A 24971-nucleotide genomic window follows, 5' to 3' on the forward strand; every position below is an offset into this window, starting at 1 on the left:
CGAAGGCGTCAGGTGACGAAACCCTCTAGCTTTCGTCCGACTCGTCTTCGTCTTCGGGTCGGCGCAGCCCGAGGATCCCGGCGAACGGAAGCATGAACACCCAGCCGCCGTTGTTGCCGCCGACTCCCGTGCAGTTGCCCGGCAGCGGGAGGTCGTGCCACGTGCCGCCCTGCGCCTCACACTCAGCTTGAGTCGTCGGCGGCGGCGGGTTCACGCAGTTGGGCGGTGTACCCGTCTGCGGGGGCGGGCAGGTCTCCACGGGCTTGGGCTCGCAGCCGAGGTTGCCGTCGGGCTGCTGGTTGGGCCCACAGTTCTTCTGCGTCGGCTTGGGATCGTCGATGCACTTGGTCTTGCTGCCGTTGAGATGCTGGTCGCTGTCGCACTTGGGCGCGGGCTTCTTGTAGGTCGTGCCCTTCGTGCCCTTGATGTTCGCGGGCTTCGGGAACGTGCCGCACTCCGAGCCCTCGAGCGCGGCGTTCATGTACGTCTGGAACGTCTTCGCCGGGATCTGGCCGCCGAAGAACGGCACCATGTAGCCCTCGAGATCACCGTTGCCGAGCTTGCCGCGGTTGTACATCACAGCCGTCGCGAGCTTGGGTGAGTAGCCGGCGAACCACGACGACGACACGTGCTGGTCGTTGTCGGGGCCGAACGTCGCCGTGCCGGTCTTGCCCGCGGTCGGGCAGATCGTCTTGGCGTTGGAACCGGTGCCGGCCGCGCCGGAGTTGACGACCTTCTGCATCGCCGCGATGGTGTCGGCGGCGACGTCCTTGGGGATCGACTGCTCACTCTTGACCTTGTGCTTGTACTGCGTCTTGCCGCGGAAGTCCTTGACCGACTGGACGACGTACCAGTCAGCGCGCTTGCCATCGGCCGCGAGCGTCGCATAGGCGTTGGCCATGTCGACCGGTGCCACCGGGAAGTAGCCGAGCGGAGTCACCAGAGGTGGTCCACCCGCCTGGTCCTGGATGGGCTTGATGATCGAGGTCGGGATACCGGCCTGCTCCGCTGCCTCGAGGGTCTTGGTCGGCCCGTCCTTCATCTGGTCCATCAGGTCGACGAAGGCGGTGTTGATCGACTTCTGTGCCGCGAACTCGAGCGGGACGTTGCCGAACGACTCACCGCCGCTGTCGCCCTGGTTCTCGGTGACCGCCTTGCCGTCGATCATGAGTGGCGAGGCGCCGTTGAGCTTGGTCTTGAGGCTGTAGCCGTTCTCCAGCGCGGCGACCACGGCGAACGCCTTGAACGTCGAGCCCGGCTGCGTCCCCTCGGTCGCCCAGTTGAACTGGTTCTTGAGATAGTCCCGGCCGCCGTACATCGCCTGCACCGCACCTGTGCCGGGCTTGATCGAGACCAGCGCCTGGTGGAGCTCCTTGTGGCCTGAAGGACGGTGGGCCTTGATCGCCGCGATCGCGTCCTTCTGCTTCTTGTAGTTGAACGTCGTGACGATCCGCAGACCACCGCCGTCGATGTCCTGGTCCAGGAAGTCGAGCTTGTAGCGCATCTGCTTCTTGACGAGGTCGAGCAGATAGCCCTTCGAGCCGCTGAACCGGTTGATCTCGCGCTTGGGCTCGACCTTGGGGATGCGGTCGGAGAACTTCGCCGCCTGGTCGGCCGTGATCGCGCCGTCCTTGACCATGCCGTTGAGCACGTAGCGGAAGCGCGGTCCGATCCGGTCCGTGGCGCCCTCGGCGTACGGGTCGTAGTAGGTCGGGCTGTTGATGATCGTCGCGAGCATCGCCGACTGGGCGTAGTTGAGCTCGGCGGCCGGCTTGTCGAAGTATGTCTTGGAGGCGACCTCGATGCCGTAGGCGCCGTTGCCGAAGTAGATCGTGTTGAGGTAGCCCTCGAGGATCTGCTTCTTGCTCAGCTGGTTGTGGATCTTGATCGACAGGATCGCTTCCTTGACCTTGCGCTTGTAGGACTGCTCCTGCGTCAGGTAGAGGATCTTGACGTACTGCTGCGTGATCGTGGAGCCGCCGCCCTGGATCTGTCCGCTGGTCGCGTTGTTGCGCGCGGCGCGGATGATGCCCTTGATGTCGATGCCGCGGTTGGTGTAGAACGAGCGGTCCTCAGCGGCGATCGCTGCGGCCTGCATCGAGGCCGGGATCTTGTCGATCGAGATGCTCTCGCGGTCCTGCGTCGCGAACGTGCCGAGCTCGTGCTTGCCGTCGGAGTAGTAGACCTTGGTCGTCTGGGTCTTGAACGCCGCGTTCTCGCTCGGGATGCTGATGGACTGGTAGAGGATGAAGAACGTCCCGGCCGCGGCCAGCACGCCGAGCACACCGAGCAGGGCTCCCCAGCGGATCGTCTTGAGCCACCAAGGACCGCGGCCGCCGATCTTCCGGGTGATGGCTTTGAGCCGTCCGCCGTCTGCGTCAGGGCGCGGTGCTTTCTTTCGCTGTGCTGCCAAGGGTCCGTCTACCTCCATGGGGATCCGGATTCGGATCCGTCAACGACCAAGTGTGCCGAACCTACCTGAGGAATGGTTAATCGCCCGGGGCCCGCGTGTGCTGGGTCACGAACACCGGGGTGTTGCCGATACACCGAATAGATGTATCGTTCCGATATACGAACAAATGACGGACTTTGTCAGGACGGGTAGATGACACGACGCGGCGCGGCACTCGAGGTGGCGGTCCTTGGACTGCTCCACGATGCCCCGATGCACGGCTATGAGCTGCGCAAGCAGGTCAACGCCCTGCTCGGCTGGGGTCGCATCCTGTCCTACGGCACGCTCTATCCCGCACTGAAGGCACTCACCAAGGACGGCTACATCGTGGCCGACGAAACCGTGGTGCCCGAGGCGCGGGGCCGGCGGGCCAAGATCGTCTACAAGCTCACGGCCGAGGGCAAGGAACACTTCGCCCAGGCGCTCGAGGACTCCGGTCCGTCGACGTGGGACGACGAGACGTTCGGCGTACGGTTCGCGTTCTTCGCGCGCACCGACGCCGCCTCGAGGGTTCGCATCCTCGAGGGACGACGAAGCCGACTGGAGGAGCGCCTCGACAACGTCCGCAAGGCAGGACAGCGGAAGCGGGACCGGGTCGACTCCTACACGTTGGAGCTGCAGAGGCATGGGCTGGAGTCGGTCGAGCGCGAGGTCAAGTGGTTGACCGAGCTGATCGACCGCGAACGCTCCGGCGGCTATCCCGATGCTGACAGCACGACCAGCACAGACCTCAACACGACCGAGAAGTGAACAACAATGAAGGAGAACCCATGGGTTCGGTACGCGTAGCAATTGTGGGTGTGGGCAACTGCGCCACGTCCCTGATCCAGGGCGTCGAGTACTACAAGGACGCTGACCCCGCCGGCAACGTCCCCGGGCTCATGCACGTCGAGTTCGGCCAGTACCACGTCAAGGACATCGAGTTCGTCGCCGCGTTCGACGTCGACGCCAAGAAGGTCGGCTTCGACCTCTCCGAGGCGACGCAGGCCAGCGAGAACAACACGATCAAGATCGCCGACGTGGCGCCGACCGGCGTCATCGTCCAGAAGGGCAACACGCTCGACGGACTCGGCAAGTACTACCGCGAGACGATCGAGGAGTCGGACGCTCCGGCCGTCGACGTCGTGCAGGTCCTCAAGGACACGCAGGCCGACGTCCTCGTCTCCTACCTCCCGGTGGGCTCCGAAGAGGCCGACAAGTTCTACGCGCAGTGCGCCATCGATGCCAAGGTCGCGTTCGTCAACGCGCTGCCGGTGTTCATCGCCTCCGACCCCGAGTGGGCCAAGAAGTTCGAGGACGCCGGCGTCCCGATCATCGGCGACGACATCAAGAGCCAGGTCGGCGCGACCATCACGCACCGCGTCATGGCCAAGCTGTTCCAGGACCGCGGCGTCGTCCTCGACCGGACGTACCAGCTCAACGTCGGCGGCAACATGGACTTCAAGAACATGCTCGAGCGTGACCGTCTCGAGTCCAAGAAGATCTCCAAGACGCAGGCCGTGACGTCCAACATCGACCACGACCTCGGCGCCAAGAACGTGCACATCGGCCCGTCGGACTACGTCCAGTGGCTCGACGACCGCAAGTGGGCGTACGTACGCCTCGAGGGTCGCGCGTTCGGTGACGTTCCCCTCAACCTCGAGTACAAGCTCGAGGTCTGGGACTCGCCCAACTCGGCCGGCATCATCATCGACGCCATCCGTGCGGCGAAGATCGCCAAGGACCGCAACATCGGCGGCGCCCTGCTGTCGGCGTCGTCCTACCTGATGAAGTCGCCCCCGGAGCAGCGTCCCGACGACCTCGGTCGCGAGATGCTCGAGAAGTACATTGCGGGTGAAGTAGAGCGCTAAGCACCACCTGTACGTCGAGGGGCCGGTCCCGTTGGGGCCGGCCCTTCGTCATGCCCGGAGCAAGCGAGTGAACGTGTCGCGCATGATCGCCGCTGCCTCGTCGATGCCGAGGCCGAGATCGTCGCGCAGGCTGGACCAGGCAGGCCAGCTCGAGGCGGCGTAGAGCTCATTGGTGAGTGCCTGCCGATCATCGCCTGCGGCCGTGAGCTCCGGTCCGAAGGCCGCGGCGAGATCCTGCAGCGACCGCTCGACGTGCTCGTGACGGCTGCGCTGCAGGGCGACCGAGAACGGCTCACCCAGCGCCGACGAGCGGGCGGCGGGCGTGATGTGCTCGTGGCGGCGTACGCGCTGGGCGCAGTAGAGCTCGATCCGCTGCGGCAGCGGGAGTCCCGCGTCGATCGGCTGCCGCAGGGCGGAGTCCGCGTCGAGCCAGTAGGCCGTCGTGGCCTCGAGCAGCGTCTCGAGGTCCTTGAAGTTGAGCCACAACGTACGCAGCGAGACCCCGGCGCGCTCGGCGATGACTTTTGCGGTCGGCTTGAGCACACCCTCCCGCAGGAGCCCGGCGTGCGCCTCGACGATCGCATCGCGCGTACGCTCCCCGCGCGCGATCCGCCCGTCACTGTGCCGCTCGGTCATCAGCTTCGGGCGGCCCAGAAGGCCTTGAGGGCCTCGGTCGCGTCAGCCTCGCTCAGCGGGCCGCGATCCATCCGCAGGTCGAGCAGGAACCGGTAGGCCTCGCCGACCTCGGGCCCGGGCGCGATGCCGAGGATCTCCATGATCTGCGCACCGTCGAGGTCGGGTCGGATCGAGCTGAGCTCCTCCTGCTCGGCCAGCACCGCGATCCGCTCCTCCAGCTCGTCGTATGTCCGCTGGAGGCGCAGGGCCTTCTTCTGGTTGCGGGTCGTCGAGTCCGCGCGGGTCAGGATGTGCAGGCGCTCGAGCTGCTCGCCGGCGTCGCGGACATAGCGGCGTACGGCGGAGTCGGTCCACTCACCGGAGCCGTAGCCGTGGAACCGCAGGTGCAGCTCGACGAGCTTGGCGACCTGGTCGATGAGGTCGTTGCTGTAGCGCAAGGCCCGCATGCGCTTGCGCACGAGCTTGGCGCCGACGACGTCGTGGTGGTGGAACGTGACGGTGCCACCCTCGGCGAACCTGCGCGTCTTGGGCTTGCCGATGTCGTGCAGCAGCGCGGCGAGTCGGATCACGAGGTCGGGCTGGGTCTCGAGGCGGCCCTCGAGCTCGATCGCCTGCTCGAGGACCGTCAGCGAGTGCTCGTAGACGTCCTTGTGCCGGTGGTGCTCGTCGCGCTCGAGGATCAGGGCGGGCAGCTCAGGCAACATCTGCTCGGCCAGCCCCGTCTCGACCAGCAGCCTGAGGCCGGCGACGGGGTACGTGCCCGTGATCAGCTTGTTGAGCTCGTCGCGGATGCGCTCGGCCGACACGATCTCGAGCCGGCTCGCCATGTCGGTCATCGCGGCCACCACGTCCGGCGCCGCGGCGAAGCCCAGCTGCGAGACGAAGCGGGCAGCGCGCATCATCCGCAGGGGATCGTCGCTGAACGACTGCTCGGGCGTCACCGGTGTGCGCAGGAGGCGGTCGTCGAGATCGTCCTGACCTCCGAACAGGTCGACGAACTCCGCTGACGGCAGCCGGATCGCCATGGCGTTGACCGCGAAGTCGCGCCGCGACAGGTCGCCCTCGATCGTGTCGCCGAACTGCACCTCGGGCTTGCGAGAGCCGGCGTCGTACTCGTCGGCGCGGTATGTCGTGATCTCGAGGTCGTGCCGACCCTTGCGGAGCCCGATCGTGCCGAACTCGCGGCCGACGTCCCACATCGCGTCGGCCCAGGAGCCGGCGATGCGCTCGATGTCGGCGGGGCGCGCGGAGGTCGAGAAGTCCCAGTCGTTGCCCGGCCGGCCGAGGAGCGCGTCGCGCACGGGGCCGCCGACGATCGCCAGCTCGTGACCCGCCGCCTCGAACAGCGCACCGAGCTCGGCCAGGAACGGGTTGGCGGCGAGCGTGGCGTCGATCCTGGCCCGGCGATCCGGGTTCAGCGTGGACGTGGGCACGAGGACATACTCTATCGGCGATCGTCGGCGCCCCTGGAGACTGTCGGGGCCACGTGCTTCCACGGACTCAGGAACCACAGGGCGTACGTCTAGCATGTTCGGGTGAGCAGCCGTCGTCCCGTCCTTGTCGCGCTGCTCGCGACAATCGTCGCGGCGTTCCTCGTGCCTGCCCTCGTGGTTGGCACCCCGGCGCACGCGGCCGACAAGGATCCCGACCTCTCGGTCAGCATCCAGTCGCTCAACCCCAGCCGCCTCGGTCCCGGTTCCACGGTCACGATGACCGGGCTCGTGACCAACCACGACGCCCATGCCTGGGCCAAGGTCCAGGCTTACCTCGTGATCCCTCCGGTCCCGTTCACGACCCGTTCGCAGGTCGAGGACGCCATCGACAACGGCGACGCGTACACCGGCGAGCGGGTCATCGAGACGGGCATGTTCGACGACATGGGTGATCTCGCGCCCAAGCAGACCCGGCGCTTCTCGATCAAGGTCCCCTACGCGCAGCTCGGCATCAGCGGGGCCGAAGGCGTCTATCCGGTGGGCGTGCAGATCCTCGGCACCGACACCGACGGCAAGCGCAGTGGCGACGCGATCGCCCGGGCGACGACGTTCCTGCCGCTGGTGTCACCTGGTCACCCGCGGGTGCCGGCGACCGTCGTCTGGCCGTTCCTCATGCCGGACGATCGCGGGTACGGCGGCGACTACACGGATGCCGCGGGGCTGCTCAAGGCCATCTCCGCCGGCGGACGCCTCCGCAACCTGCTCGACCTCGCGTCGAGCACCGACCGCAACGCGTCCACCGCACTGATCGATCCGGCCCTGCTCGTCGGCGTCGACGACATCGTCAACGATCGGCGCATGCCCGAGGACCTCGACCTCACCGACGCGCAGAAGGCCGACGCCCAGCTCTTCCTCGACGACCTGCTGACGTTCGCCCGCCAGCAGGGCTCCTGGGTGCTGGGCTTCGACCGTCCCGACGTGCTCGCGCTGTCGCAGAGCGGCGACCTCTCGGGCCCGCTGACGGCGGCCATCGACCGCGCGACCGACGCGGCCCTCACGAAGTTCCAGCTCACCGGGCGCAAGGCCTCGTGGCCCAGCATGCACGGCGTGACGTCCCGGCTCCTCCGCGACCTGCGTGGCACCGGCGACAGTCCCGCGATCGTCTCGTCGGCCTCGTTGCCGGGCTGGGACCGTCGCCAGGGCTCGGTCGTGCAGTACGCGACGCCGAACGGGCCGATGCCGCTGCTGGTCACCGATTCGCTGGATGCCGGGGTGCCCGGACAGGACTCGGTGGTGACGCTGCGCCAGCGCATCCTGAGCGAGGCGGCCCTCGCGACGCTGCAGCGTGAGATCGACCCCAAGTCCCGCGCCGATGCCATCACGATGGTCGACCCGCGGTGGAATCCCGGCACGCGTTGGTCGTCCGGCCGCCTCTCCGACGCGTTCGCGGCGCCATTCACGACCGGCACCAACCTCGAGTCGGTGCTGACCCGGCCCCTGACGACGTACGGCGGCAAGGTCGCCGCCGCCACGGATCGTCCGCTGAGCCGGGCACAGCTCAAGGCGGCCGCTCGGATCGTGGCCAGGGGCAGCGCGCTGAGCTCGGTGATCCCCCAGAGCGACTCGGTCGACGACGCGCTCGCGCAGGACGTGGCGAGCGTCCTCGGGATCCGCTGGCGTACGAACTCCAGCACCGGCACGGCGATCGCCAGGAAGCTCGCCCGCGAGGCCGGTGCCGAGCTCGGCAAGATCACGATCAAGGCCCCGCCCTCTGTCACGCTGTCGAGCTCCAAGGGCGGCTTCCCCATCACGATCCGCAACGACACGGACGAGGCGATCCGCGTCGGCGTCTCGCTCGACTCCAGCAACCCCGCGCTGAGTGTCCCCGACGTCAAGCCCGTCGACATCGGCGCCGGCGAGCGCCGCACGCTCACGGTCGACATCGACCTGGGACGGCAGAACACCACGTCCCTCACGGCCCGCCTCAAGTCGACCGACGGCAAGGCGATCGGTCAGCCGGAGGAGTTCAACGTCCGGTCGTCCAAGATCGGCGTGGTGCTGTGGGTCGCGATGGGACTCGCCGCGTTGCTGGTGCTCGCCGCGCTCGTACGCCGGTTCAGCCGCCGACGCTCGCGTTCGCGGGTCGCGTCCGAGCGGCTGGCGGACGACGATGACTGACCAGACGATCGCCAGAGCCAGCGCCTGGATGGCGCTCGGCACGATCGTCTCCCGCGTCACCGGGCTCCTGCGGGCCGTCCTGCTCGCCGCCGCGATCGGCACCCAGGCCAATGCCGACCTGTTCGACATCGCCAACACGATCCCCAACTCGCTCTACATCCTGCTCGCGGGCGGCGTGTTCAACGTCGTGCTGGTCCCGCAGCTCGTCCGGGCCATGAAGAACGACGAGGACGGCGGCACGGCGTACGCCAACCGGGTCATCACGCTCGGGCTCCTCGTCCTCGCCGCCGGCACCGCTGTGCTCCTCGTGCTCGTGCCCCAGCTGCTGCACGTCGTCTACGACTCGAGCCTGTTCGAGCCCGGCCTGGCGCAGCAGCGCGAGTCAGCGCGCCTGTTGATGCTGCTGTGCCTGCCGCAGGTGTTCTTCTACGGCGCGTTCGTGCTCACCGGCCAGGTGCTCAACGCGCGCGGCCGGTTCGGCCCCATGATGTGGGCGCCGATCGTCAACAACGTCGTCGCATGTGCCGTGATCATCGTGTACGTCTTCGTGTTCGGCGCCGGCGCAGGTGTCGGAGGCTTCTCGACCTCGCAGGCTCTCCTGCTCGGACTCGGCTCCACCTCAGCAATCGTCCTGCAGGCCCTCGTGCTGGTGCCCTACCTCCGCCGGGCGGGCTTCCGCTTCCGCCCGCGCTTCGACTTCCGCGGCGTCGGCCTCGGCAAGACGCTCAAGCTCGGCGCCTGGACCCTCGCGTTCATCATCGCCAATCAGATCGCGTTCATCACGATCAACAAGATCGCCACGAAGGGCACGCTCGAAGGTGCCACCGACGGCAAGTCCGCCACCGGCTCCACCGTGTACGGCTTGGGGTTCCTCATCAGCCAGTTCCCACACGGAGTGATCACCGTGTCGCTGGCGACGGCGGTGATCCCGACGCTCGCCGGGCTGGCGGCCGACCGTCACTACCGGCGGTTCCGGATCGAGCTGGGCCGCACCGTACGCATTGCCCTGTCGATCGTGGCGCCTATCGCCGTGGCGCTGCTCTGCCTGGGTCAGCCGGCCACCGCGGTCGCCGGTGGCATCGGCTCCCTCGGCGGACAGACGATCCCGATCGGCCACACGATCCAGGCGTTCTCGCTGGCCATGGTCACGTTCACGGTGCATTACCTGATGCTGCGCGGCTTCTACGCGAACGAGGACAACCGCACGCCGTTCTTCATCCAGGTCGTGATCGCGACGGTCAACATCGGCGTCGCCTACAAGCTGGCGATCAGTGTCGAGCCGGACCGGGTCGCGATGATGCTCGCACTGTCGTACGGCATCGCCTACCTCGTCGGCTCGATCCTTTCCGCGTCCCTGCTGGCCTTCGCCGTCGGCAACGTCTTCGACTGGGAGATGCTCGTCTTCTTCCTCCGGCTGGTCGTCGCCTGCGCCCTGGCGGCCTTCGTCACGATGGGCTTCGCGCACGGCCTCGACACCGTCGGCATCGAGCCCGCGCGGGCGGTCGGCGGCGCGATCACGACCGCGGTCGCCGGCCTCGCCGGCGCCGTCACGTACGTCATCTCGGCCCGCGCTCTCGGTATGGACCAGCTGACGTACGTCGTCGACACCCTGCGCCGGCGAGGCTGAATCGCCTGTCTCGAATCCACCCGCGGACTAGCATGGGAACCAGTCCGGGAAAGGGTGTTGATGAGCGAGAGGCGGCTGCTGGCCTCCGGTGATGTGCTCGCGCACCGCTACGAACTCCAGGACCTCGTCAACGAGAAGCTCGGGTCCACGACGTGGCGGGCCCATGATCAGGTGCTCAACCGCAACGTCGGCATCGAGATGCTGTCGAGCTCAGACCCCCGTGCCGACCACTTCCTGCAGGCCGCTCGCGAGTCGACGTCGGTCACGGACCCCCGTTTCCTGCGCGTCCTCGACCTCATCGAGGACGAGCAGCACCATCACCTGGTGGTCCGCGAGTGGGCGCGGGCGTTCCCCCTCGACCAGCTCCTGGCCCAGTCGCCGCTGCCCAACCGCCGCGCCGCCACGGTCATCGCGGAGGTCGCCGAGGCGCTGTCGCACGCGCACGAGCACGGCGTCTACCACCGCCGGCTGACCCCGCACCAGGTGCTGCTCAAGCAGTCGGGCGCCGTGCGGGTCGTCGGCCTCGGCGTCACGACCGCGCTGTCCCCGGTCGGCCGACAGGACTCGCTCGCCGACCTCCAGGCGTACGAGCAGCTCGACGTCCAGGCGATCGGCAAGCTGCTCTATGCCTGCCTCACGAGCCGCTGGCCGGGTGCGCACGTCGACGGCCTCAATGCCGCGCCGACCGAGCACGGCCGGCTCCTGCGTCCGCGCCAGGTACGGGCCGGTGTGTCCCGCGACGTCGACACCACCTGCGACCGCATCCTCGGCACGCCGCCACGCAATCATGCGACGCCACTGCGCAAGGCCGCCGACATCGCTCGTACGCTCCGGCTGTCCGGCGAGGACGACGACCTGCACGACGACCAGCCGAGCCTCGCGAGCATGTCGTCGCCCGATCTCCTGCGCCTCGACCCGGTGATCGTGCCCGAGGGGCCTCCGCCCGGGCTCGAACCGCCGCGACGCCGCCCCAAGGCGTACGAACCGGCGCCTCCGACGACACTCGAGCGAGGCAAGCTCCGGGCCCGGCGCGCCGCCAAGGGTGATCGCGGCCTGGTGCTGCTCGGCATCGTGGGCGCGCTCGTGATCGCGTCGGTGCTCGCGTTCCTCGTCGGCCGCTCGACCAATGACGACAAGGGCGGTGACCCCATCGAGCAGACCAGCCCGCTCCGGGTGCTGCCGATCCAGCGCGCGGGCGACTTCGACCCGCAGGGCGACGACACCAGCGAGAACCCCGAAGAGGCCAGGCTCGCCATCGACGACAAGCTCTCGACCGGCTGGCAGACGTCGAAGTATCTCGGCTCGCCGGAGATGGGCGGCCTCAAGGACGGCGTCGGCATCGTGCTCGACCTCGGCGGTCCGCGCGAGGTCGACTCCTTGCGCGTACGCCTGGCCGGCGAACCGACGAGCTTCTCGATCTACGCCTCGTCCTCGACAGCGGCCAATGCCCCGACGACGCTGCGCGGCCTGCGTCGCGTCGCCGTGCTCAACGACGCAGGCACCGACGCCACCGTGTCGCTGGAGTCGGGCATCCTGACGCGGTACGTGGTCGTGTGGCTGCGATCACTGCCCGAGGTCGACGACGACGGCTTCCGTGGCGAGATCCGCGAGGTCGTCATCCGCGGGCGGTCCTGACGTGCCGGGACGGTGTGCCGCGCGGGAATGCACAACACCTACTATTCGTTGATACCCGTACCACGATCAGAAGGCTTTTCATGAGCGACTCAGTCCGCAATCTCATCATCATCGGTTCGGGACCCTCCGGCTACACCGCGGCCGTCTATGCCGCGCGCGCCAACCTCGAGCCCCTGGTCTTCGAGGGCTCGGTGACCGCCGGCGGTGCGTTGATGAACACGACCGACGTCGAGAACTTCCCGGGCTTCCCCGACGGCATCATGGGCCCCGACCTGATGGACAAGCTGCGTGCACAGTCCGAGCGGTTCGGTGCCGAGCTCATCAGTGACGACGTCACGGCTGTCGACCTCACGGGCGACATCAAGACCGTCTCGCTCGCCGACGGTACGACCTACCGTGCTCGCGCCGTCGTGCTGGCGATGGGCTCGGGCTACCGCAAGCTCGAGGTGGAGGGCGAGGACCGGCTCTCGGGCCACGGTGTGTCCTGGTGCGCGACGTGCGACGGCTTCTTCTTCCGCGAGCAGAACATCGTCGTGGTCGGCGGTGGCGACTCCGCCCTCGAGGAGGCCACGTTCCTGACGCGTTTCGCGTCCAAGGTCACGATGGTCCACCGCCGCGACCAGCTGCGTGGCTCCAAGATCATGCAGGACCGTGCGTTCGCCAACGACAAGATCGCGTTCGAGTGGAACGCCGAGGTCGCGGAGCTGCACGGTGAGGACAAGCTCGAGGGCATCACGCTGCGCGACACCGTCACCGGTGAGCTGCGCCGGATCGACGCCACCGGATTGTTCATCGCGATCGGCCACGACCCCCGCTCGGAGCTGCTCAAGGGCCAGGTCGAGCTCGACGACGAGGGCTACGTCCTGGTCCAGCCCGGCTCCACCGCGACCAACCTGCCCGGCGTCTTCGCCTCCGGCGACCTCGTCGACCACACTTACCGCCAGGCCGTCACCGCGGCCGGCACCGGCTGCGCCGCGTCTCTCGATGCCGAGCGCTACCTCGCCGATCTGGAGCACGCCGGCGCCCCGGCTCCGGCCGCCGCCCTGGTGGAATAACCACCGCCCCACGACGTTGAACCCAGCACAGACCTGAAGGAGAACCCATGGCAGACATCACCGCCGTCACCGACGCCGACTTCGACGAGAAGGTGCTCAAGGCCGACGGCCCCGTGCTCGTCGACTTCTGGGCCAGCTGGTGCGGCCCGTGCCGCCAGCTCGCTCCGATCCTCGAGGAGATCGCCAAGGAGAAGGGCGAGAAGCTGACCATCGTCAAGATGGACGCCGACGCGAACCCCGTCACTCCGGCGCAGTACCGCGTCACCGGCCTCCCGACGATGAACCTCTATTACAAGGGCGAAGTCGTGCGGTCGATCGTGGGCGTACGCCCCAAGAGCGCGATCCTCAGCGAGCTCGAGGAGCACGCGAGCTAAGCGTCAACAGCCTCAGACAAGAAGCCCCGGTGATCACTCACCGGGGCTTCTTATTGCTTTATAGATTTGTCGACTTGTTGCTTTAGCTCTTCTTGGGGTCCATCAGATCGACGATCCGTTCGAGGTCGTCGAGGGTCGCGAACTCCACCGTGACCTTGCCCTTGGAGCGGCCGAGGTCCACCTTGACCCTGGTGTCGTAGCGCTCGGAGAGCCGGGCCGCGAGGTCGGCCAGGCGGGGCGCCGAGACCTTGGGCGACTGCCGGACGGAGGGCCGCTTGGTCGACTCCGGGCCGACCGTGACGATCTCCTCGAGGGCTCGCACCGACAGGCCCTCGGCGACCACGCGGGTCGCGAGCCGGTCCTGGATCTCCGGGTTGGCGACACTGACCAGGGCACGGGCATGACCGGCCGAGAGCACCCCGGCGGCGACCCGTCGCTGGACGGCCGGCGACAGCTTGAGGAGCCGCAGCGTGTTGCTGATCTGCGGACGCGACCGGCCGATGCGATCGGCCAGCTCCTCGTGCGTGCAGCCGAAGTCCTCCAGCAGCTGCTGGTAGGCCGACGCCTCTTCCAACGGGTTGAGGTTGGATCGGTGGAGGTTCTCCAGGAGGGCGTCGCGCAGCAGGTCCTCGTCCGAGGTGTCCCGCACGATCGCACCGATCGTGTCGAGCCCGGCCTTGCCACTGGCCCGCCAGCGCCGCTCCCCCATGATGAGCTCGTAGCGGTCCTTGGCGACCTCACGCACCACGATGGGCTGGAGCAGTCCGACCTCCTTGATGGAGTGGACCAGCTCGGCCATGTGGTCCTCGTCGAACACATGGCGGGGCTGCCGCGGGTTCGCGACGATCTGGTCGAGGGGGATCTCGGCGAACCGCGCGCCCTCGATCTCCTGCAGCCCGGCGGCCTTGGCCTCGGCCGGGCCCGACGGGATGAGCGACTCCAGCCCTCGTCCCAGTCCGCGTCTCTGGCTCATGCCGTTGCCCCCTGCCGACCGGCCACGGCAATCTCCCGCGCGGCCTCGAGATAGGACAGCGCGCCGGATGACGCGCCGTCGTACGTGATGACGGACTGCTGATAGCTCGGTGCCTCGGAAATGCGGACGGACCGGGGTATCGCGGTCTTGAGCACCTTGTCGTCGAAGTGGCTGCGGACCTCCTCGGCGACACCGGCCGAGAGCCGGGTGCGCGCGTCGTACATCGTCAGTAGGATCGTCGAGATCTCGAGCTTCGGGTTGAGGTGTGACCGGATCAGCTCGATGTTGCGGACCAGCTGGCCGAGTCCTTCCAGCGCGTAGTACTCGCACTGGATCGGGATCAGGACCTCACGGCCGGCGACCATCGCATTGACGGTCAGCAGGCCGAGCGACGGTGGGCAGTCGATGAGCACGTAGTCGATGCGGTCGCCCGCGTCGGCACAGTCCGTCAGGTAGGTCTGCAGGGCGCGGTCCAGGCGCGACTCACGCGCGACCAGCGACACCAGCTCGATCTCGGCGCCGGCCAGGTCGATCGACGCCGGCAGGACCGTGAGTCCCTCGATGTCGGGGCACGGCTTGATCAGCTCATCGAGGTCGGTGCCGTCGACGATCGCCTCGTAGACCCCCGGCGTCCCCTCGGCGTGCGGGACGTTGAGCGCGGTCGAGGCGTTGCCCTGCGGGTCGAGGTCGATCACCAGGACGCGCAGACCCTTCATCGCCAGGGCAGCGGCGATGTTGACTGTTGTCGTGGTCTTGCCGACGCCGCCCTTCTGGTTGGCGACGACGAACACCCGGGTCTCGGCCGGCGGGTCGAACCGCGGCGTGGCGGTGGCCCGCTGCACCAGCGCGATGTGCTGCTCGACCTCCGAGGCCAACGGCGTCGAGTCGTCGTGTGACGGCACCGGGACGCGATAGTTGGATGCTGTGCTCGGACCCGGTGGGGGTGAGGTGCTGCTCATGCGGTCCACCTCGACTCGCGCTCGCTCATGAATTCCCCTCGTTGGTTTCACGTGAAACATGCAGATGGCGGGGCGTCGGGGTGCTCACTTGCTGACCTCCACGACCGTCGTCGGAACGTCGCCGTTCTCGTACGTCGTCACCACGATAGTCGTCGCGCCGAGCCTGTGAAGGGTCGCGGTTGCCGCGGTGACCTCCTCCTGCGCCGTACGACCCTTGAGCGCGAGCAGCACGCCACCCTTCGTCACCAGAGGGAGGCACCAGCGACCCAGCTTGTCGAGCGCCGCCACGGCGCGAGCGGTCACCACCTCGTACGTCTCGTCAACCTCCTCGGCCCGGGCGCGCAGCACTGTCACGTTGTCGAGGCCGAGGTTGGCCACGGCCTCGTCGAGGAACCTGGTGCGGCGCAGCAGCGGCTCGACCAACGTCACGTGGAGATCGGGGCGGGCGATGGCCCAGACGAGCCCCGGCAGCCCGGCGCCCGTCCCGATGTCGGCGACGGACGCGCCCTGGGGAACCCGAGGCGCCACGACCGCCGAGTTCATGATGTGCCGGTCCCAGAGGCGCGGGACCTCCCGCGGCCCGATCAAGCCCTTGACCACGCCATCGGTCGCCAGGATCTGGGCGTACTCCTCAGCCAGCGGCAGGCGGGAAGCGAACACCCCCGCCGCGTGCGACGGGGGTGTTTCACGTGAAACATCCGGGCGGCTCGCGCCGCCGGGATCTGATTCAGGCCCTGTCATCGAGGCACTACTCGGCCGCCGTGTGCACGACGACGTAGCGGTGCGGCTCGGTGCCCTCGGACGAGCTCACCAGGCCGTTGTCAGCGACCGCGTCATGGACGACCTTGCGCTCGAACGGCGTCATCGGGTCGAGCGACACCGACGGCTCGCCGGCCTTGACCTTGTCGATCGCACCCTGGGCGATGGTGACGAGTTCCGCGCGACGCGCGGCGCGGAAGCCGGCCACGTCGAGCATCAGACGGCTGCGCTCGCCGGTCTCGCGATAGACGGCCAGACGAGTGAGCTCCTGCAGCGCATCGAGCACCTCACCGTCGCGACCGACGATGTGGTCGAGGTTGCCCCCGACGATCTCCACGGCGGCGCGGTCGCCGTCGACGTCCATGTCGATGTCGCCATCGAGGTCCGCGATGTCCAGCAGCCCCTCGAGGAAGTCTGCGGCGATGTCGCCTTCCTTCTCCAACTTCTTCGCCAGGTCACTCACTTGGTGCCGTCCTTCTCGTCGTCGTTCTTGCTCGTGATGTCAGGCTTGCGCTTCGGCGGCGCCGGCGGCTTCTTCTTGCGCTGGCTACGAGCCTGGTTCTTGGGCTGCTGCCTCGGCGGCGGCTTGGGCGCCTCCTCCTCGACAGGCTTCAAGGGATCCTCGGTGACGGTCTTGCCGTGCTTGGCGTCGCGCTCCTGCTTCGCCTTGAATGCCGGAGTGCCGGGCGCCGGGTTGTTGCGGATGACGTAGAACTGCTGACCCATGGTCCAGAAGTTCGACGTGGTCCAGTAGAAGAGGACACCGAGGGGGAACGCCACACCGCCGACCGCGAACACGATCGGGAGGATGTAGAGGAGCAGCTTCTGCTGCTGCGCGTACTGACCCGTCATCGCATCGGCCGGCATGTTCTTGGACATCAGCTGACGCTGCGTCGTGAACTGCGTGATGCACATGATGACGACGAGCGACATCGTGATGATCTTGGTCTCGGTCGCCGTCGAGTTCACGAACGTGTCAGCGATGCGCGCACCGAGGAGCACGGCGTTGTGGAGCGACGTGGCGTTCTCGGAATTCATGAACCCCTTGTGGAACTCACCGTCCTTGGCGACGCCCTCGTACTTGGACGCGTGATCGATCACGCGGAACAGCGCGAAGAAGATCGGCATCTGCAGGATCAGCGGCAGGCACGAGGCGAACGGGTTGGTGCCCGTCTCCTTCCACAGCTTCATCTGCTCCTGCGTCAGGCGCTCACGGTCGTGCTTGTACTTCTGCTGGAGCGCCTTGATCTGCGGTTGCAGGAGCTGCATGTTGCGGCTCGACTTGATCTGCTTGACGAACAACGGGATGAGGAGTGTACGGATCGTGACCGTCAGACCGACGATCGACAGCGCCCACGTCCAGCCATTGTTCTCGGGCAGCACTGTCGCGAAGATCTTGTGCCAGACCAGCAGGATCCCCGACACCGCGTAGTAGAGCGGCGTCATGATCGCCGATCCGATGTCGCCTAGGAAGCCGAACATTGTTCTCCTCTATGTGACTGTGGCACCGGGTCGTAGCCTCCGGCGCTCCAGGGGTGGCAGCGCAGGACACGACGTCCGGCGAGCCAGGTTCCGCGCACCGCACCATGAGTCTCCACGGCCTGCAAAGCGTAGGCGGAGCAGGTGGGGTGATAGCGGCAGACCTGACCATAAAGCGGGCTGATGGCGAACCGGTACGCCTTCAGCAACCAGATCAAGGGGTGTTTCATCGAGCACCGGCTCGCGCCAGTGCCGCATCGAGATGCTCCGCGAGCGTCGTGGCGCGCACGCCGTGAGCCGCGGGAAGTGCCCGCACCACGACACGGCTGCCCTCTGGCAGCGCGCCGACGCGATCGCGCATCAAGTGCCGGAGCTGCCGCTTGACCCGGTTGCGGTCGACGGCAGAACCCACGGCCTTGCTCACGACGAAACCGACGGACGTGGGTCCGCCGGTTCCCGGAACGACATGTGTGACGAGGGTTGGTTGTACGCCTTTGGCCCCACGACGAATCGTGTGCCGGAAGTCATCCCCGCTGCGCATGCGTTGACTGCGCGCGAGCAAGGGCTCAGGCAGACAGCTTGGCGCGGCCCTTGCGGCGACGGTCCGCGAGGATCGCGCGGCCGGCGCGGGTGCGCATGCGGAGGCGGAAGCCGTGCTTCTTGGCACGACGACGGTTGTTCGGCTGGAAAGTACGCTTGCTCACGATGTGTTCCTCACGGATCTCAGTCTGGGCCGGTCGACGGCCACCGCTCGCCCACGACCGAGAACTGCAGTTGTCGTGGGCATGCGGCGGAAGTCGTTCTAGGACGACTAGACAACGGTACGGGCGCCCCGGACCCCGGTCAAACTGATCCCCATACGCGTCCAGCCCGCTCTCGTCCACACGACACGCCGATTGCTGGGGACGGGCTGGGGAATTCCGCTTGTACGCGTCCCCCATGGCTGCTAGCGTCACCGCGGTATCGACCTTTTCCACAAGGACGCCTCAACTCTCGAGTTCGCATTCACACCATGTGGAAAACCATGTGGACGTGTCGGGAGGCATTGGATGAATGACGGCCAGGAAACCAGCCCGGAAGAGCATCTCAACCGAGTCTGGCAAGGAGCCGTCGACACGCTTTCCCCCGGCGCCAAGGTGTGGGTCTACTCCGCCAAGCCGCTGACGCTGCACAACAACATCCTCATCGTCGCCGTCCAGGACGACCTCACCCGCGCGCAGCTCGAGTCGCGCGTCAGACCGGCGCTGGAGCACGCGATCAGCACGACGCTGCAGCAGGAGACTCGCCTCGTCGTGACGATCGAGCCTTCCTTGATCGAGACACACCAAAGTCGACAAGACGACATGTCGACAAACACCCACAACGCGTACGGGCAGGACAACGACCTCGATGACGAGGACGATGACGACCAGGACGAGTTCGTGCCGACCTGGGCCGAGCGCAAGACCACGCCGCCGCGCATCGGCAGCGTCGCCGAGGCCAGGCTCAATCCGCGCTACCTCTTCGAGAACTTCGTCATCGGCTCGTCCAACCGCTTCGCACACGCCGCCGCAGTCGCTGTGGCGGAGGCACCGGGCAAGGCCTACAACCCGCTCGTGATCCACGGTGAGTCCGGACTCGGCAAGACGCACCTCCTGCACGCAATCGGCCACTACGTCCTCAACCTCTATCCCTCGTCCCGCGTGCGCTACGTCAACAGCGAAGAGTTCACCAACGACGTCATCAACGCGATCCGCGAGAACCGCACCGCCGCCCTCAAGCGCAAGTACCGCGAGATCGACGTGCTCCTCGTCGACGACATCCAGTTCTTGGAGGGCAAGGAGTCGACCCAGACCGAGTTCTTCCACACGTTCAACGCGCTGCACAACGAGAACAAGCAGATCGTGATGACGTCGGACCGGCCGCCCAAGAACCTCACGACGCTGGAGGACCGGCTGCGCAACAGGTTCGAGTGGGGACTAACGACCGACGTCCAGCCGCCCGACCTCGAGACGCGCATCGCGATCCTCCGCAAGAAGGCCGCCAACGAGAAGCTCACGGCGCCGGCCGATGTGCTCGAGTTCATCGCGAGCAAGGTGCAGACCAACATCCGCGAGCTCGAAGGGGCGCTCATCCGCGCCACCGCGTTCGCCAACCTCAACGGCACGACAGTCGACCTGCAGCTCGCACAGATCGTGCTCAAGGACCTCATCGCCGAAGGTGAGGAGCCCGACATCACCGTCGGCATGATCATGGCGCAGACCGCCGCCTACTCAGAGTTCTCGATCGACGACCTCTGCAGCACCAACCGGAGCCGCAACCTCGTGCTCGCCCGGCAGATCGCGATGTACCTGTGCCGTGAGCTCACCGAGATGTCGCTGCCCAAGATCGGCCAGGAGTTCGGCAACCGCGACCACACCACGGTGATGCACGCCGACCGCAAGATCCGCAAGCTGATGGCCGAGAAGCACGCGGTCTACAACCAGGTCACGGAGCTCACGGCGCGCATCAAGCAGCAGGCCCGCCAGTCATGACCCGTGAATGGCCCGACGGGACCATTCGCACCTGGGACATACACAGCTGGGGATGGCGCTGTGGGAAAACCCACGAGTCACGTGGACATCATCGGTCGCTGTGTGAACACCGTGTGAACGCAGAACCGACATCCACAGAAACGTGTAGTTTCGTCGTCCGGCCGGACACAGGTTGTCCACCGGCCCTCGCGCTCTCTCGCCAGCGCAAATGCGGGTTGTCCACCGAATCCACAGACGCTACTACGACTACTACTCTTCTTTACTTCGGCAACCCCCGCGGAAGTCACGTCACGAGCTGTGTGTGGATGACATCTTCCGCACTTCCCCTGAGTACCCCCGGTCACGGATACCGTGGCAGGATTCATCCCGACGGCTCCCGTCCTCGGAAAGGCCCCATCACGTGAAATTCCGCATCGACCGCGACACGCTCGCCGACGCCGTCGCCTGGACAGCCCGCAGCCTGCCCAACCGCCCGAGCGTTCCTGTGCTCGCCGGCCTGCTCATCGAGACCGCCGCGGACGGGCTCACCCTCTCGGGGTTCGACTACGAGACCTCGACGCGCGCCACCCTGCCGGCCGAGGTCAGCGCCGACGGTCGCGCCCTCGTGTCAGGTCGCCTGCTCGCCGAGATCGTCAAGGCGTTGCCGGCCAAGCCCGTCGACATCGCGCTCGACGGCACCAAGGTCCAGGTCAACTGCGGCAATGCCCGGTTCAGCCTCCAGACCATGCCGGTCGAGGAATACCCGCAGCTGCCCGAGATGCCGACGGCTTCGGGCACCATCAAGGCCGACGACTTCGCCACCGCCGTGTCCCAGGCCAGCGCGGCGGCCGGTCGTGACGAGATGCTCCCGCTGCTGACCGGCGTGCGCCTCGAGCTCGAGGGCTCGACGATCTCACTGATGGCGACCGACCGCTTCCGGGCCAGCCTCCGCGATCTCGAGTGGTACCCCGAGGCCAGCGACCTCTCCGCCCAGGCACTCGTGCCGGCGCGGGTCCTCAACGAGACCGCCCGCTCGCTCACCAACGGTGGCGACGTCACGATCGCGGTGTCGTCGGGCGAGTCCGGTGACGGGCTGATCGGCTTCGAGGGCGTCGTCGGCAAGGGCACCCGCCGCACCACGACCCGCCTGCTCGAGGGCGACTTCCCGCGCGTACGCCAGCTGTTCCAGGCGCAGGCCGAGACTGTCGCCTACGTCGAGACCCAGGCGTTCGTCGACTCGGTCAAGCGCGTGGCGCTCGTCGCCGAGCGCAACACCCCCGTACGCCTGTCGTTCTCCGAGGGCCAGCTGCTCCTCGAGGCCGGCAGCGGTGACGAGGCCCAGGCTTCTGAGTCGATCGAGGCCACGGTCAACGGAGCGGACATCTCGATCGGGTTCAACCCGACCTACCTGCTCGAGGGGCTCGCCGTCATGTCAGACCCCGTCGTGCACCTCTCGTTCACGCAGCACACCAAGCCCGCGGCAATCTCGGGTGTCCAGGAGATCGGGGCCGACCCAGACGTCGCGTTCCGCTACCTGATCATGCCCGTACGCCTGCAGAACTGACTCTCGGAGGGATCTCGCACATGGACATCGGACTCGTCGGACTCGGCAAGATGGGTGGCAACATGCGCACCCGTATGCGTAACGGCGGCGTCACCGTCGTCGGCTACGACCGCAATCCCGATGTCTCGGACGTGTCCGGTCTTGAGGAGCTCGTGAGCAAGCTCCCCTCGCCCAAGGTCGTGTGGGTCATGGTGCCGGCCGGCGACATCACCCGGTCGACCGTCGAGGAGCTCATCGGGCTGCTCGGTGAAGGCGATGTCATCGTCGACGGCGGCAACTCCCGATGGACCGACGACGAGAAGCACGCAGCCCTGGCTGCCGAGAAGGGCATCGGCTACGTCGACTGCGGCGTCAGCGGCGGCGTCTGGGGCCTCGACAACGGCTACGCGCTGATGGCCGGCGGCACCGCAGAGGACATCGCCAAGGTGCAGCCCGCGTTCGACGCGCTCAAGCCCGAGGGCGAGTCCGGGTTCGTCCACGCCGGCCGCGTCGGCGCCGGCCACTTCTCCAAGATGGTCCACAACGGCATCGAGTACGCCATGATGCAGGCCTACGCCGAGGGCTTCGAGCTGCTCGAGAAGGTCGACATGGTCGACAACGTCACCGAGGTGTTCGACTCGTGGCGCGAGGGCACGGTCGTACGTTCGTGGCTCCTCGACCTCCTGGTCAAGGCGCTCGAGGAGGACCCGGGTCTGTCCAAGGTCCGCGGCTACGCCGAGGACTCCGGCGAGGGCCGGTGGACCGTCGAGGCCGCGATCGACAACGCCGTCCCGATGCACACGATCGCGGCGTCGCTGTTCGCGCGATTCACCTCCCGCCAGGACGAGTCCCCGGCGATGCAGGCCGTTGCCGCGATGCGTCAGCAGTTCGGTGGCCACGCGGTCAAGGCTGCCGAGGAAAAGGGTCTCGACCCCGCGGCACCGGACCACTCCGATCCCGTTTAGTCAGTGCACGTCAGTCGCCTGACCCTGCACGACTTCCGGTCGTACGACACCGTCGAGATCGACCTGGAGCCCGGAGCGACCGCGTTCATCGGGTCCAACGGGCAGGGCAAGACCAATCTGGTCGAGGCGATCGACTACCTGTCGCGGCTCGACTCGCACCGGGTGTCAGGCGACGCACCCCTGGTGCGATCCGGTGCGGAGCGGGCGGTCGTACGCGCTGACGTCGTCCGCGGCGACCGGAGCGCCCTGCTCGAGCTGGAGATCACGCCGGGCAAGTCCAACCGGGCCCGCATCAATCGCGGGGCCCTCCCGCGGACCCGCGACCTCATCGGCGTGCTGCGCACCGTGATGTTCTCGCCCGAGGACCTCGCTCTCGTCAAGGGCGACCCGTCCGATCGCCGCAGGTTCCTCGACTCGCTCCTGGTGCTCCGCACTCCGCGGCTCGCCGGAGTGCGCGCCGACTACGACCGGGTGCTCAAGCAGCGCAACACGCTCCTCAAGTCGGCGCGCGGCCGGCGCAACGTCGAGATCGCCACCCTCGACATCTGGGACGAGAACCTCGCGCGTACGGGTGCCGAGCTCGTGTCGACGCGGCTGCTCCTCCTCGACGCGCTCGCGCCGCACCTCGCCGAGGCGTACGTCCGGGTCGCCGCTGCGGCCGCGCCCGATCGCCGCGTCGTCACCGCGACCTACAAGCCGTCGCTGGATCTCGACGCCGACCAACGCGACCAGGAGGCGATCCGGCAGGCCCTGCTCGACGAGATCGCGCGGCGCCGCAACGACGAGATGGACCGGGGCATCAGCCTGGTGGGTCCGCACCGCGACGACGTGACCCTGATGATCGGCGAGCTGCCGGCCAAGGGATACGCCAGCCACGGCGAGGCCTGGTCGCTGGCGCTCGCGCTGAGGCTGGCCTCGTTCGAGCTGCTGCGCGAGGATGAGGACGATCCCGTGCTGATCCTCGACGACGTGTTCGCCGAGCTCGACCAGGGCCGCCGCCAGCAGCTCGCCGAGCTCGTCGGCGACGCCGAGCAGGTGCTGGTCACTGCCGCGGTCGCCGATGACGTGCCCGAGGCACTCAAGGGTCACCGCTTCAACGTCGCCGGAGGTGAGGTCGTCCGTGACTGAGCCCACCGAGCCCACACCCGACGACGGACTCGGGCTGGCCCGCGACATCGCCAAGTCCTACCGCGGCAAGGGCTCACCCGTCCCTCCGTCGGCGAAGCGCCGCGTGCGACCGGCCAAGCCGGCGCGCGCTGGCCGCGACGAGCCGAGCCTGCTCGCCGACCTGCTGGGCGAGGTCGTCAACGACCAGGGGTGGGACGAGAGGTTGGCCGCGCAGCGCGTCTTCACCGACTGGGCCGGGATCGTCGGGCCCGAGGTCGCGCAGCACTCCGAGGTCATCTCCTTCGACGACGGCGAGGTCGAGGTGCGTACGGACTCGACGGCGTGGGCCACCCAGCTGCGGTTGCTGGCACCGCGCATCGTCGCCAAGCTCAACGAGCTGATGGGCGACGGCTCGGTGCTCCGCATCGTCGTACGTGGACCGCAGGCACCGTCATGGAAGAAGGGTCCCCGCTCGATCCGGGGCGCCAGGGGCCCGAGGGACACCTACGGATAAGCCGTCGGCTACTCAGCGGGTGAGACTGCGGCGGCGGCCACGACGAAGGCCGCTGTCACGGCGGTGACTGCTCCGAGCACGAGAGACGCCTGGGTGAACCCGACCCAGCCGTACGCCGGGCGCACCCCGATCGCGACGAGGAACGCCAGCGCGGCGCCGCACCCCAGCAGAGCGCTGACGAACGTACCGGTCACCGGTGTGCGAGGGCCGTGCATGCACCACGCGACGAGTCCGGTCCAGAGCAGGCTGACCGCGAGCGCCGCGACCACGTCGGCGGGCCGGTGCCAGCCGGCGACGACGGTCGACGCGCCGGTGAGCGTCGTCGCGAACCCGCCGGCAGCTGCGACCAGTGGACGTATGCCACCGGGTGCCACGAGGAGCGCTGCGCCGACAGCGCTCGCGACGACGGTGGTGTGACCGCTCGGGAGGCTGTTGAGCACGCCCAGGCCGAAGTCGGGCCGGTCGAACACGCGCTTGAGCACCTGCGTCGTGATGTCCGCACCGCCGATGATGACGGCTGCGCCGATCGCGAGCCGGGCCTTGCCCCGCAACAGGGCGACCGCACCACAGGCGATCGCGACCAGGACGATCGCACCGATCGAGACATAGCCGAGTCCGCTCAGCAGGGTGAGCTGGGTGTCGCGACCCGCGACGACGGTGCCCATCGCGTCGTCGTCCCACTGCTGACCTTGCGACGACTGCACGGCGATCCGCACCATGAGGAACAGCGTCACCGCCGCCACGACAGCAACCGACAACGCCGGCAGGGCGGTGTCTCGGCGGGTGGCTGTCGTGGTCATCCCTCTACGATGCCCGATGGGACCCAAGCCCCGCTCGGCGCGTTCACACGGCACGGCCGCATGGGCGACTCGGCGGCCCTTCAGACATACCGGTGATCGGTGGAGGGTCTCCGCCGTCGTCACAGCCGCCGTTTTGTCGC

The 24971-nt window shown here is 67.7% G+C and carries 24 protein-coding genes; 12 read left to right on the top strand and 12 right to left on the bottom strand.

The genetic code is table 11. From position 1 onward, the window contains the following. Positions 1-25: 25 nt before the first annotated feature. Entirely contained in the window at positions 26-2413 is a 2388-nt protein-coding gene (locus tag BOSE46_RS20335; protein WP_159542191.1) for a transglycosylase domain-containing protein, read from the bottom strand. Between the two features lie 192 nt (positions 2414-2605). On the opposite strand from BOSE46_RS20335, the gene BOSE46_RS20340 reads away from it, so the two are divergent. Together BOSE46_RS20340 and BOSE46_RS20345 are read left to right on the top strand one after the other, a co-directional pair. Then, positions 2606-3202 carry a PadR family transcriptional regulator gene (locus BOSE46_RS20340; RefSeq protein ID WP_159542193.1) on the top strand — a complete coding sequence of 199 codons (597 nt, stop codon included), beginning with the start codon at positions 2606-2608 and terminating at the stop codon, positions 3200-3202. Positions 3203-3222: 20 nt separating this feature from the next. Next, on the top strand, positions 3223-4302 hold the full coding sequence (locus BOSE46_RS20345; protein WP_159542195.1) for an inositol-3-phosphate synthase: 1080 nt from the start codon (positions 3223-3225) through the stop codon (positions 4300-4302). A gap of 48 nt (positions 4303-4350) precedes the next feature. Here BOSE46_RS20345 and BOSE46_RS20350 read toward each other — a convergent pair whose 3' ends face one another. Together BOSE46_RS20350 and BOSE46_RS20355 are read right to left on the bottom strand one after the other, a co-directional pair. Continuing rightward, complete coding sequence (locus tag BOSE46_RS20350) at positions 4351-4938, bottom strand: TetR/AcrR family transcriptional regulator (protein WP_159542197.1); 588 nt, start codon at positions 4936-4938, stop codon at positions 4351-4353. Further along, on the bottom strand, positions 4938-6371 hold the full coding sequence (locus tag BOSE46_RS20355; RefSeq protein WP_371415521.1) for a CCA tRNA nucleotidyltransferase: 1434 nt from the start codon (positions 6369-6371) through the stop codon (positions 4938-4940). The genes BOSE46_RS20350 and BOSE46_RS20355 overlap by 1 nt, the downstream gene beginning before the upstream one ends. A gap of 102 nt (positions 6372-6473) precedes the next feature. Between BOSE46_RS20355 and BOSE46_RS20360 the strand changes: the two genes are divergently transcribed. From BOSE46_RS20360 to trxA, 5 genes are all read left to right on the top strand, one after another. Continuing rightward, positions 6474-8549: a DUF6049 family protein gene (locus BOSE46_RS20360; protein ID WP_159542201.1), complete on the top strand. Its 2076-nt coding sequence runs from the start codon at positions 6474-6476 to the stop codon at positions 8547-8549. Then, positions 8542-10176 (top strand): murein biosynthesis integral membrane protein MurJ, encoded by a 1635-nt coding sequence (murJ, locus tag BOSE46_RS20365; RefSeq protein ID WP_159542203.1) that lies wholly within the window; start codon positions 8542-8544, stop codon positions 10174-10176. Before BOSE46_RS20360 ends, murJ begins: the two co-directional genes overlap by 8 nt. Before the next feature lie 60 nt (positions 10177-10236). Next, positions 10237-11811: a protein kinase family protein gene (locus BOSE46_RS20370; protein WP_159542205.1), complete on the top strand. Its 1575-nt coding sequence runs from the start codon at positions 10237-10239 to the stop codon at positions 11809-11811. 80 nt (positions 11812-11891) lie between these two features. After that, complete coding sequence (gene trxB, locus BOSE46_RS20375; RefSeq protein ID WP_159542207.1) at positions 11892-12866, top strand: thioredoxin-disulfide reductase; 975 nt, start codon at positions 11892-11894, stop codon at positions 12864-12866. A 47-nt stretch (positions 12867-12913) separates the two neighbouring features. After that, entirely contained in the window at positions 12914-13240 is a 327-nt protein-coding gene (trxA, locus tag BOSE46_RS20380) for a thioredoxin (RefSeq protein WP_056210625.1), read from the top strand. Positions 13241-13322: 82 nt separating this feature from the next. Here trxA and BOSE46_RS20385 read toward each other — a convergent pair whose 3' ends face one another. From BOSE46_RS20385 to rpmH, 8 genes are all read right to left on the bottom strand, one after another. Then, positions 13323-14213, bottom strand: a complete 891-nt coding sequence (locus BOSE46_RS20385) for a ParB/RepB/Spo0J family partition protein (protein ID WP_159542209.1) — start codon at positions 14211-14213, stop codon at positions 13323-13325. Beyond that, the gene (locus tag BOSE46_RS20390) at positions 14210-15172 is read right to left on the bottom strand and encodes a ParA family protein (RefSeq protein WP_159542211.1); all 963 of its coding nucleotides are present in this window, start codon (positions 15170-15172) and stop codon (positions 14210-14212) included. Before BOSE46_RS20390 ends, BOSE46_RS20385 begins: the two co-directional genes overlap by 4 nt. Positions 15173-15256: 84 nt before the next feature. Further along, complete coding sequence (gene rsmG / locus BOSE46_RS20395; RefSeq protein WP_236551826.1) at positions 15257-15832, bottom strand: 16S rRNA (guanine(527)-N(7))-methyltransferase RsmG; 576 nt, start codon at positions 15830-15832, stop codon at positions 15257-15259. 88 nt (positions 15833-15920) lie between these two features. Next, positions 15921-16394: a R3H domain-containing nucleic acid-binding protein gene (locus BOSE46_RS20400; RefSeq protein ID WP_236551827.1), complete on the bottom strand. Its 474-nt coding sequence runs from the start codon at positions 16392-16394 to the stop codon at positions 15921-15923. Further along, positions 16391-17413, bottom strand: a complete 1023-nt coding sequence (gene yidC, locus BOSE46_RS20405) for a membrane protein insertase YidC (RefSeq protein WP_159542215.1) — start codon at positions 17411-17413, stop codon at positions 16391-16393. The genes BOSE46_RS20400 and yidC overlap by 4 nt, the downstream gene beginning before the upstream one ends. Next, positions 17398-17640 (bottom strand): membrane protein insertion efficiency factor YidD, encoded by a 243-nt coding sequence (gene yidD / locus BOSE46_RS20410; RefSeq protein WP_159542217.1) that lies wholly within the window; start codon positions 17638-17640, stop codon positions 17398-17400. The genes yidC and yidD overlap by 16 nt, the downstream gene beginning before the upstream one ends. Next, complete coding sequence (gene rnpA, locus BOSE46_RS20415; RefSeq protein ID WP_159542219.1) at positions 17637-17972, bottom strand: ribonuclease P protein component; 336 nt, start codon at positions 17970-17972, stop codon at positions 17637-17639. The genes yidD and rnpA overlap by 4 nt, the downstream gene beginning before the upstream one ends. 4 nt (positions 17973-17976) lie before the next feature. After that, on the bottom strand, positions 17977-18114 hold the full coding sequence (gene rpmH, locus BOSE46_RS20420) for a 50S ribosomal protein L34 (protein ID WP_056210619.1): 138 nt from the start codon (positions 18112-18114) through the stop codon (positions 17977-17979). Positions 18115-18459: 345 nt separating this feature from the next. On the opposite strand from rpmH, the gene dnaA reads away from it, so the two are divergent. The 5 genes from dnaA (at position 18460) to BOSE46_RS20445 (ending at position 24031) form a co-directional block, all read left to right on the top strand. Further along, the gene (gene dnaA, locus BOSE46_RS20425; protein WP_159542221.1) at positions 18460-19923 is read left to right on the top strand and encodes a chromosomal replication initiator protein DnaA; all 1464 of its coding nucleotides are present in this window, start codon (positions 18460-18462) and stop codon (positions 19921-19923) included. A 400-nt stretch (positions 19924-20323) separates the two neighbouring features. Next, positions 20324-21466: a DNA polymerase III subunit beta gene (dnaN, locus tag BOSE46_RS20430; RefSeq protein WP_159542223.1), complete on the top strand. Its 1143-nt coding sequence runs from the start codon at positions 20324-20326 to the stop codon at positions 21464-21466. Between the two features lie 20 nt (positions 21467-21486). Continuing rightward, positions 21487-22410, top strand: coding sequence for a phosphogluconate dehydrogenase (NAD(+)-dependent, decarboxylating) (gene gnd, locus BOSE46_RS20435; protein WP_159542225.1), 924 nt, complete (start codon positions 21487-21489; stop codon positions 22408-22410). A 3-nt stretch (positions 22411-22413) separates the two neighbouring features. Then, a complete protein-coding gene (recF, locus tag BOSE46_RS20440) occupies positions 22414-23538 on the top strand; it encodes a DNA replication/repair protein RecF (RefSeq protein ID WP_159542227.1) in 1125 nt (374 codons plus the stop codon). Beyond that, a complete protein-coding gene (locus BOSE46_RS20445) occupies positions 23531-24031 on the top strand; it encodes a DUF721 domain-containing protein (RefSeq protein WP_236551829.1) in 501 nt (166 codons plus the stop codon). The genes recF and BOSE46_RS20445 overlap by 8 nt, the downstream gene beginning before the upstream one ends. A gap of 8 nt (positions 24032-24039) precedes the next feature. Here BOSE46_RS20445 and BOSE46_RS20450 read toward each other — a convergent pair whose 3' ends face one another. Further along, positions 24040-24831 (bottom strand): phosphatase PAP2 family protein, encoded by a 792-nt coding sequence (locus tag BOSE46_RS20450; protein ID WP_159542231.1) that lies wholly within the window; start codon positions 24829-24831, stop codon positions 24040-24042. Between the last annotated feature and the right edge of the window lie 140 nt (positions 24832-24971).

This window comes from Aeromicrobium sp. 9AM, assembly GCF_902506105.1.
In the GTDB taxonomy this organism is placed as follows: Bacteria; Actinomycetota; Actinomycetes; order Propionibacteriales; family Nocardioidaceae; genus Aeromicrobium.

Excerpts from the sequence above, each read along its gene's own strand:
- BOSE46_RS20340 (WP_159542193.1), top strand. The coding sequence starts at position 2,606 with ATGACACGACGCGGCGCGGCACTCGAGGTGGCGGTCCTTGGACTGCTC.
- BOSE46_RS20345 (WP_159542195.1), top strand. The coding sequence starts at position 3,223 with ATGGGTTCGGTACGCGTAGCAATTGTGGGTGTGGGCAACTGCGCCACG.
- BOSE46_RS20350 (WP_159542197.1), bottom strand. The coding sequence starts at position 4,938 with ATGACCGAGCGGCACAGTGACGGGCGGATCGCGCGCGGGGAGCGTACG.
- murJ (WP_159542203.1), top strand. The coding sequence starts at position 8,542 with ATGACTGACCAGACGATCGCCAGAGCCAGCGCCTGGATGGCGCTCGGC.
- BOSE46_RS20370 (WP_159542205.1), top strand. The coding sequence starts at position 10,237 with ATGAGCGAGAGGCGGCTGCTGGCCTCCGGTGATGTGCTCGCGCACCGC.
- trxB (WP_159542207.1), top strand. The coding sequence starts at position 11,892 with ATGAGCGACTCAGTCCGCAATCTCATCATCATCGGTTCGGGACCCTCC.
- trxA (WP_056210625.1), top strand. The coding sequence starts at position 12,914 with ATGGCAGACATCACCGCCGTCACCGACGCCGACTTCGACGAGAAGGTG.
- BOSE46_RS20385 (WP_159542209.1), bottom strand. The coding sequence starts at position 14,213 with ATGAGCCAGAGACGCGGACTGGGACGAGGGCTGGAGTCGCTCATCCCG.
- BOSE46_RS20390 (WP_159542211.1), bottom strand. The coding sequence starts at position 15,172 with ATGAGCAGCACCTCACCCCCACCGGGTCCGAGCACAGCATCCAACTAT.
- yidC (WP_159542215.1), bottom strand. The coding sequence starts at position 17,413 with ATGTTCGGCTTCCTAGGCGACATCGGATCGGCGATCATGACGCCGCTC.
- yidD (WP_159542217.1), bottom strand. The coding sequence starts at position 17,640 with ATGAAACACCCCTTGATCTGGTTGCTGAAGGCGTACCGGTTCGCCATC.
- dnaA (WP_159542221.1), top strand. The coding sequence starts at position 18,460 with ATGAATGACGGCCAGGAAACCAGCCCGGAAGAGCATCTCAACCGAGTC.
- gnd (WP_159542225.1), top strand. The coding sequence starts at position 21,487 with ATGGACATCGGACTCGTCGGACTCGGCAAGATGGGTGGCAACATGCGC.
- BOSE46_RS20450 (WP_159542231.1), bottom strand. The coding sequence starts at position 24,831 with ATGACCACGACAGCCACCCGCCGAGACACCGCCCTGCCGGCGTTGTCG.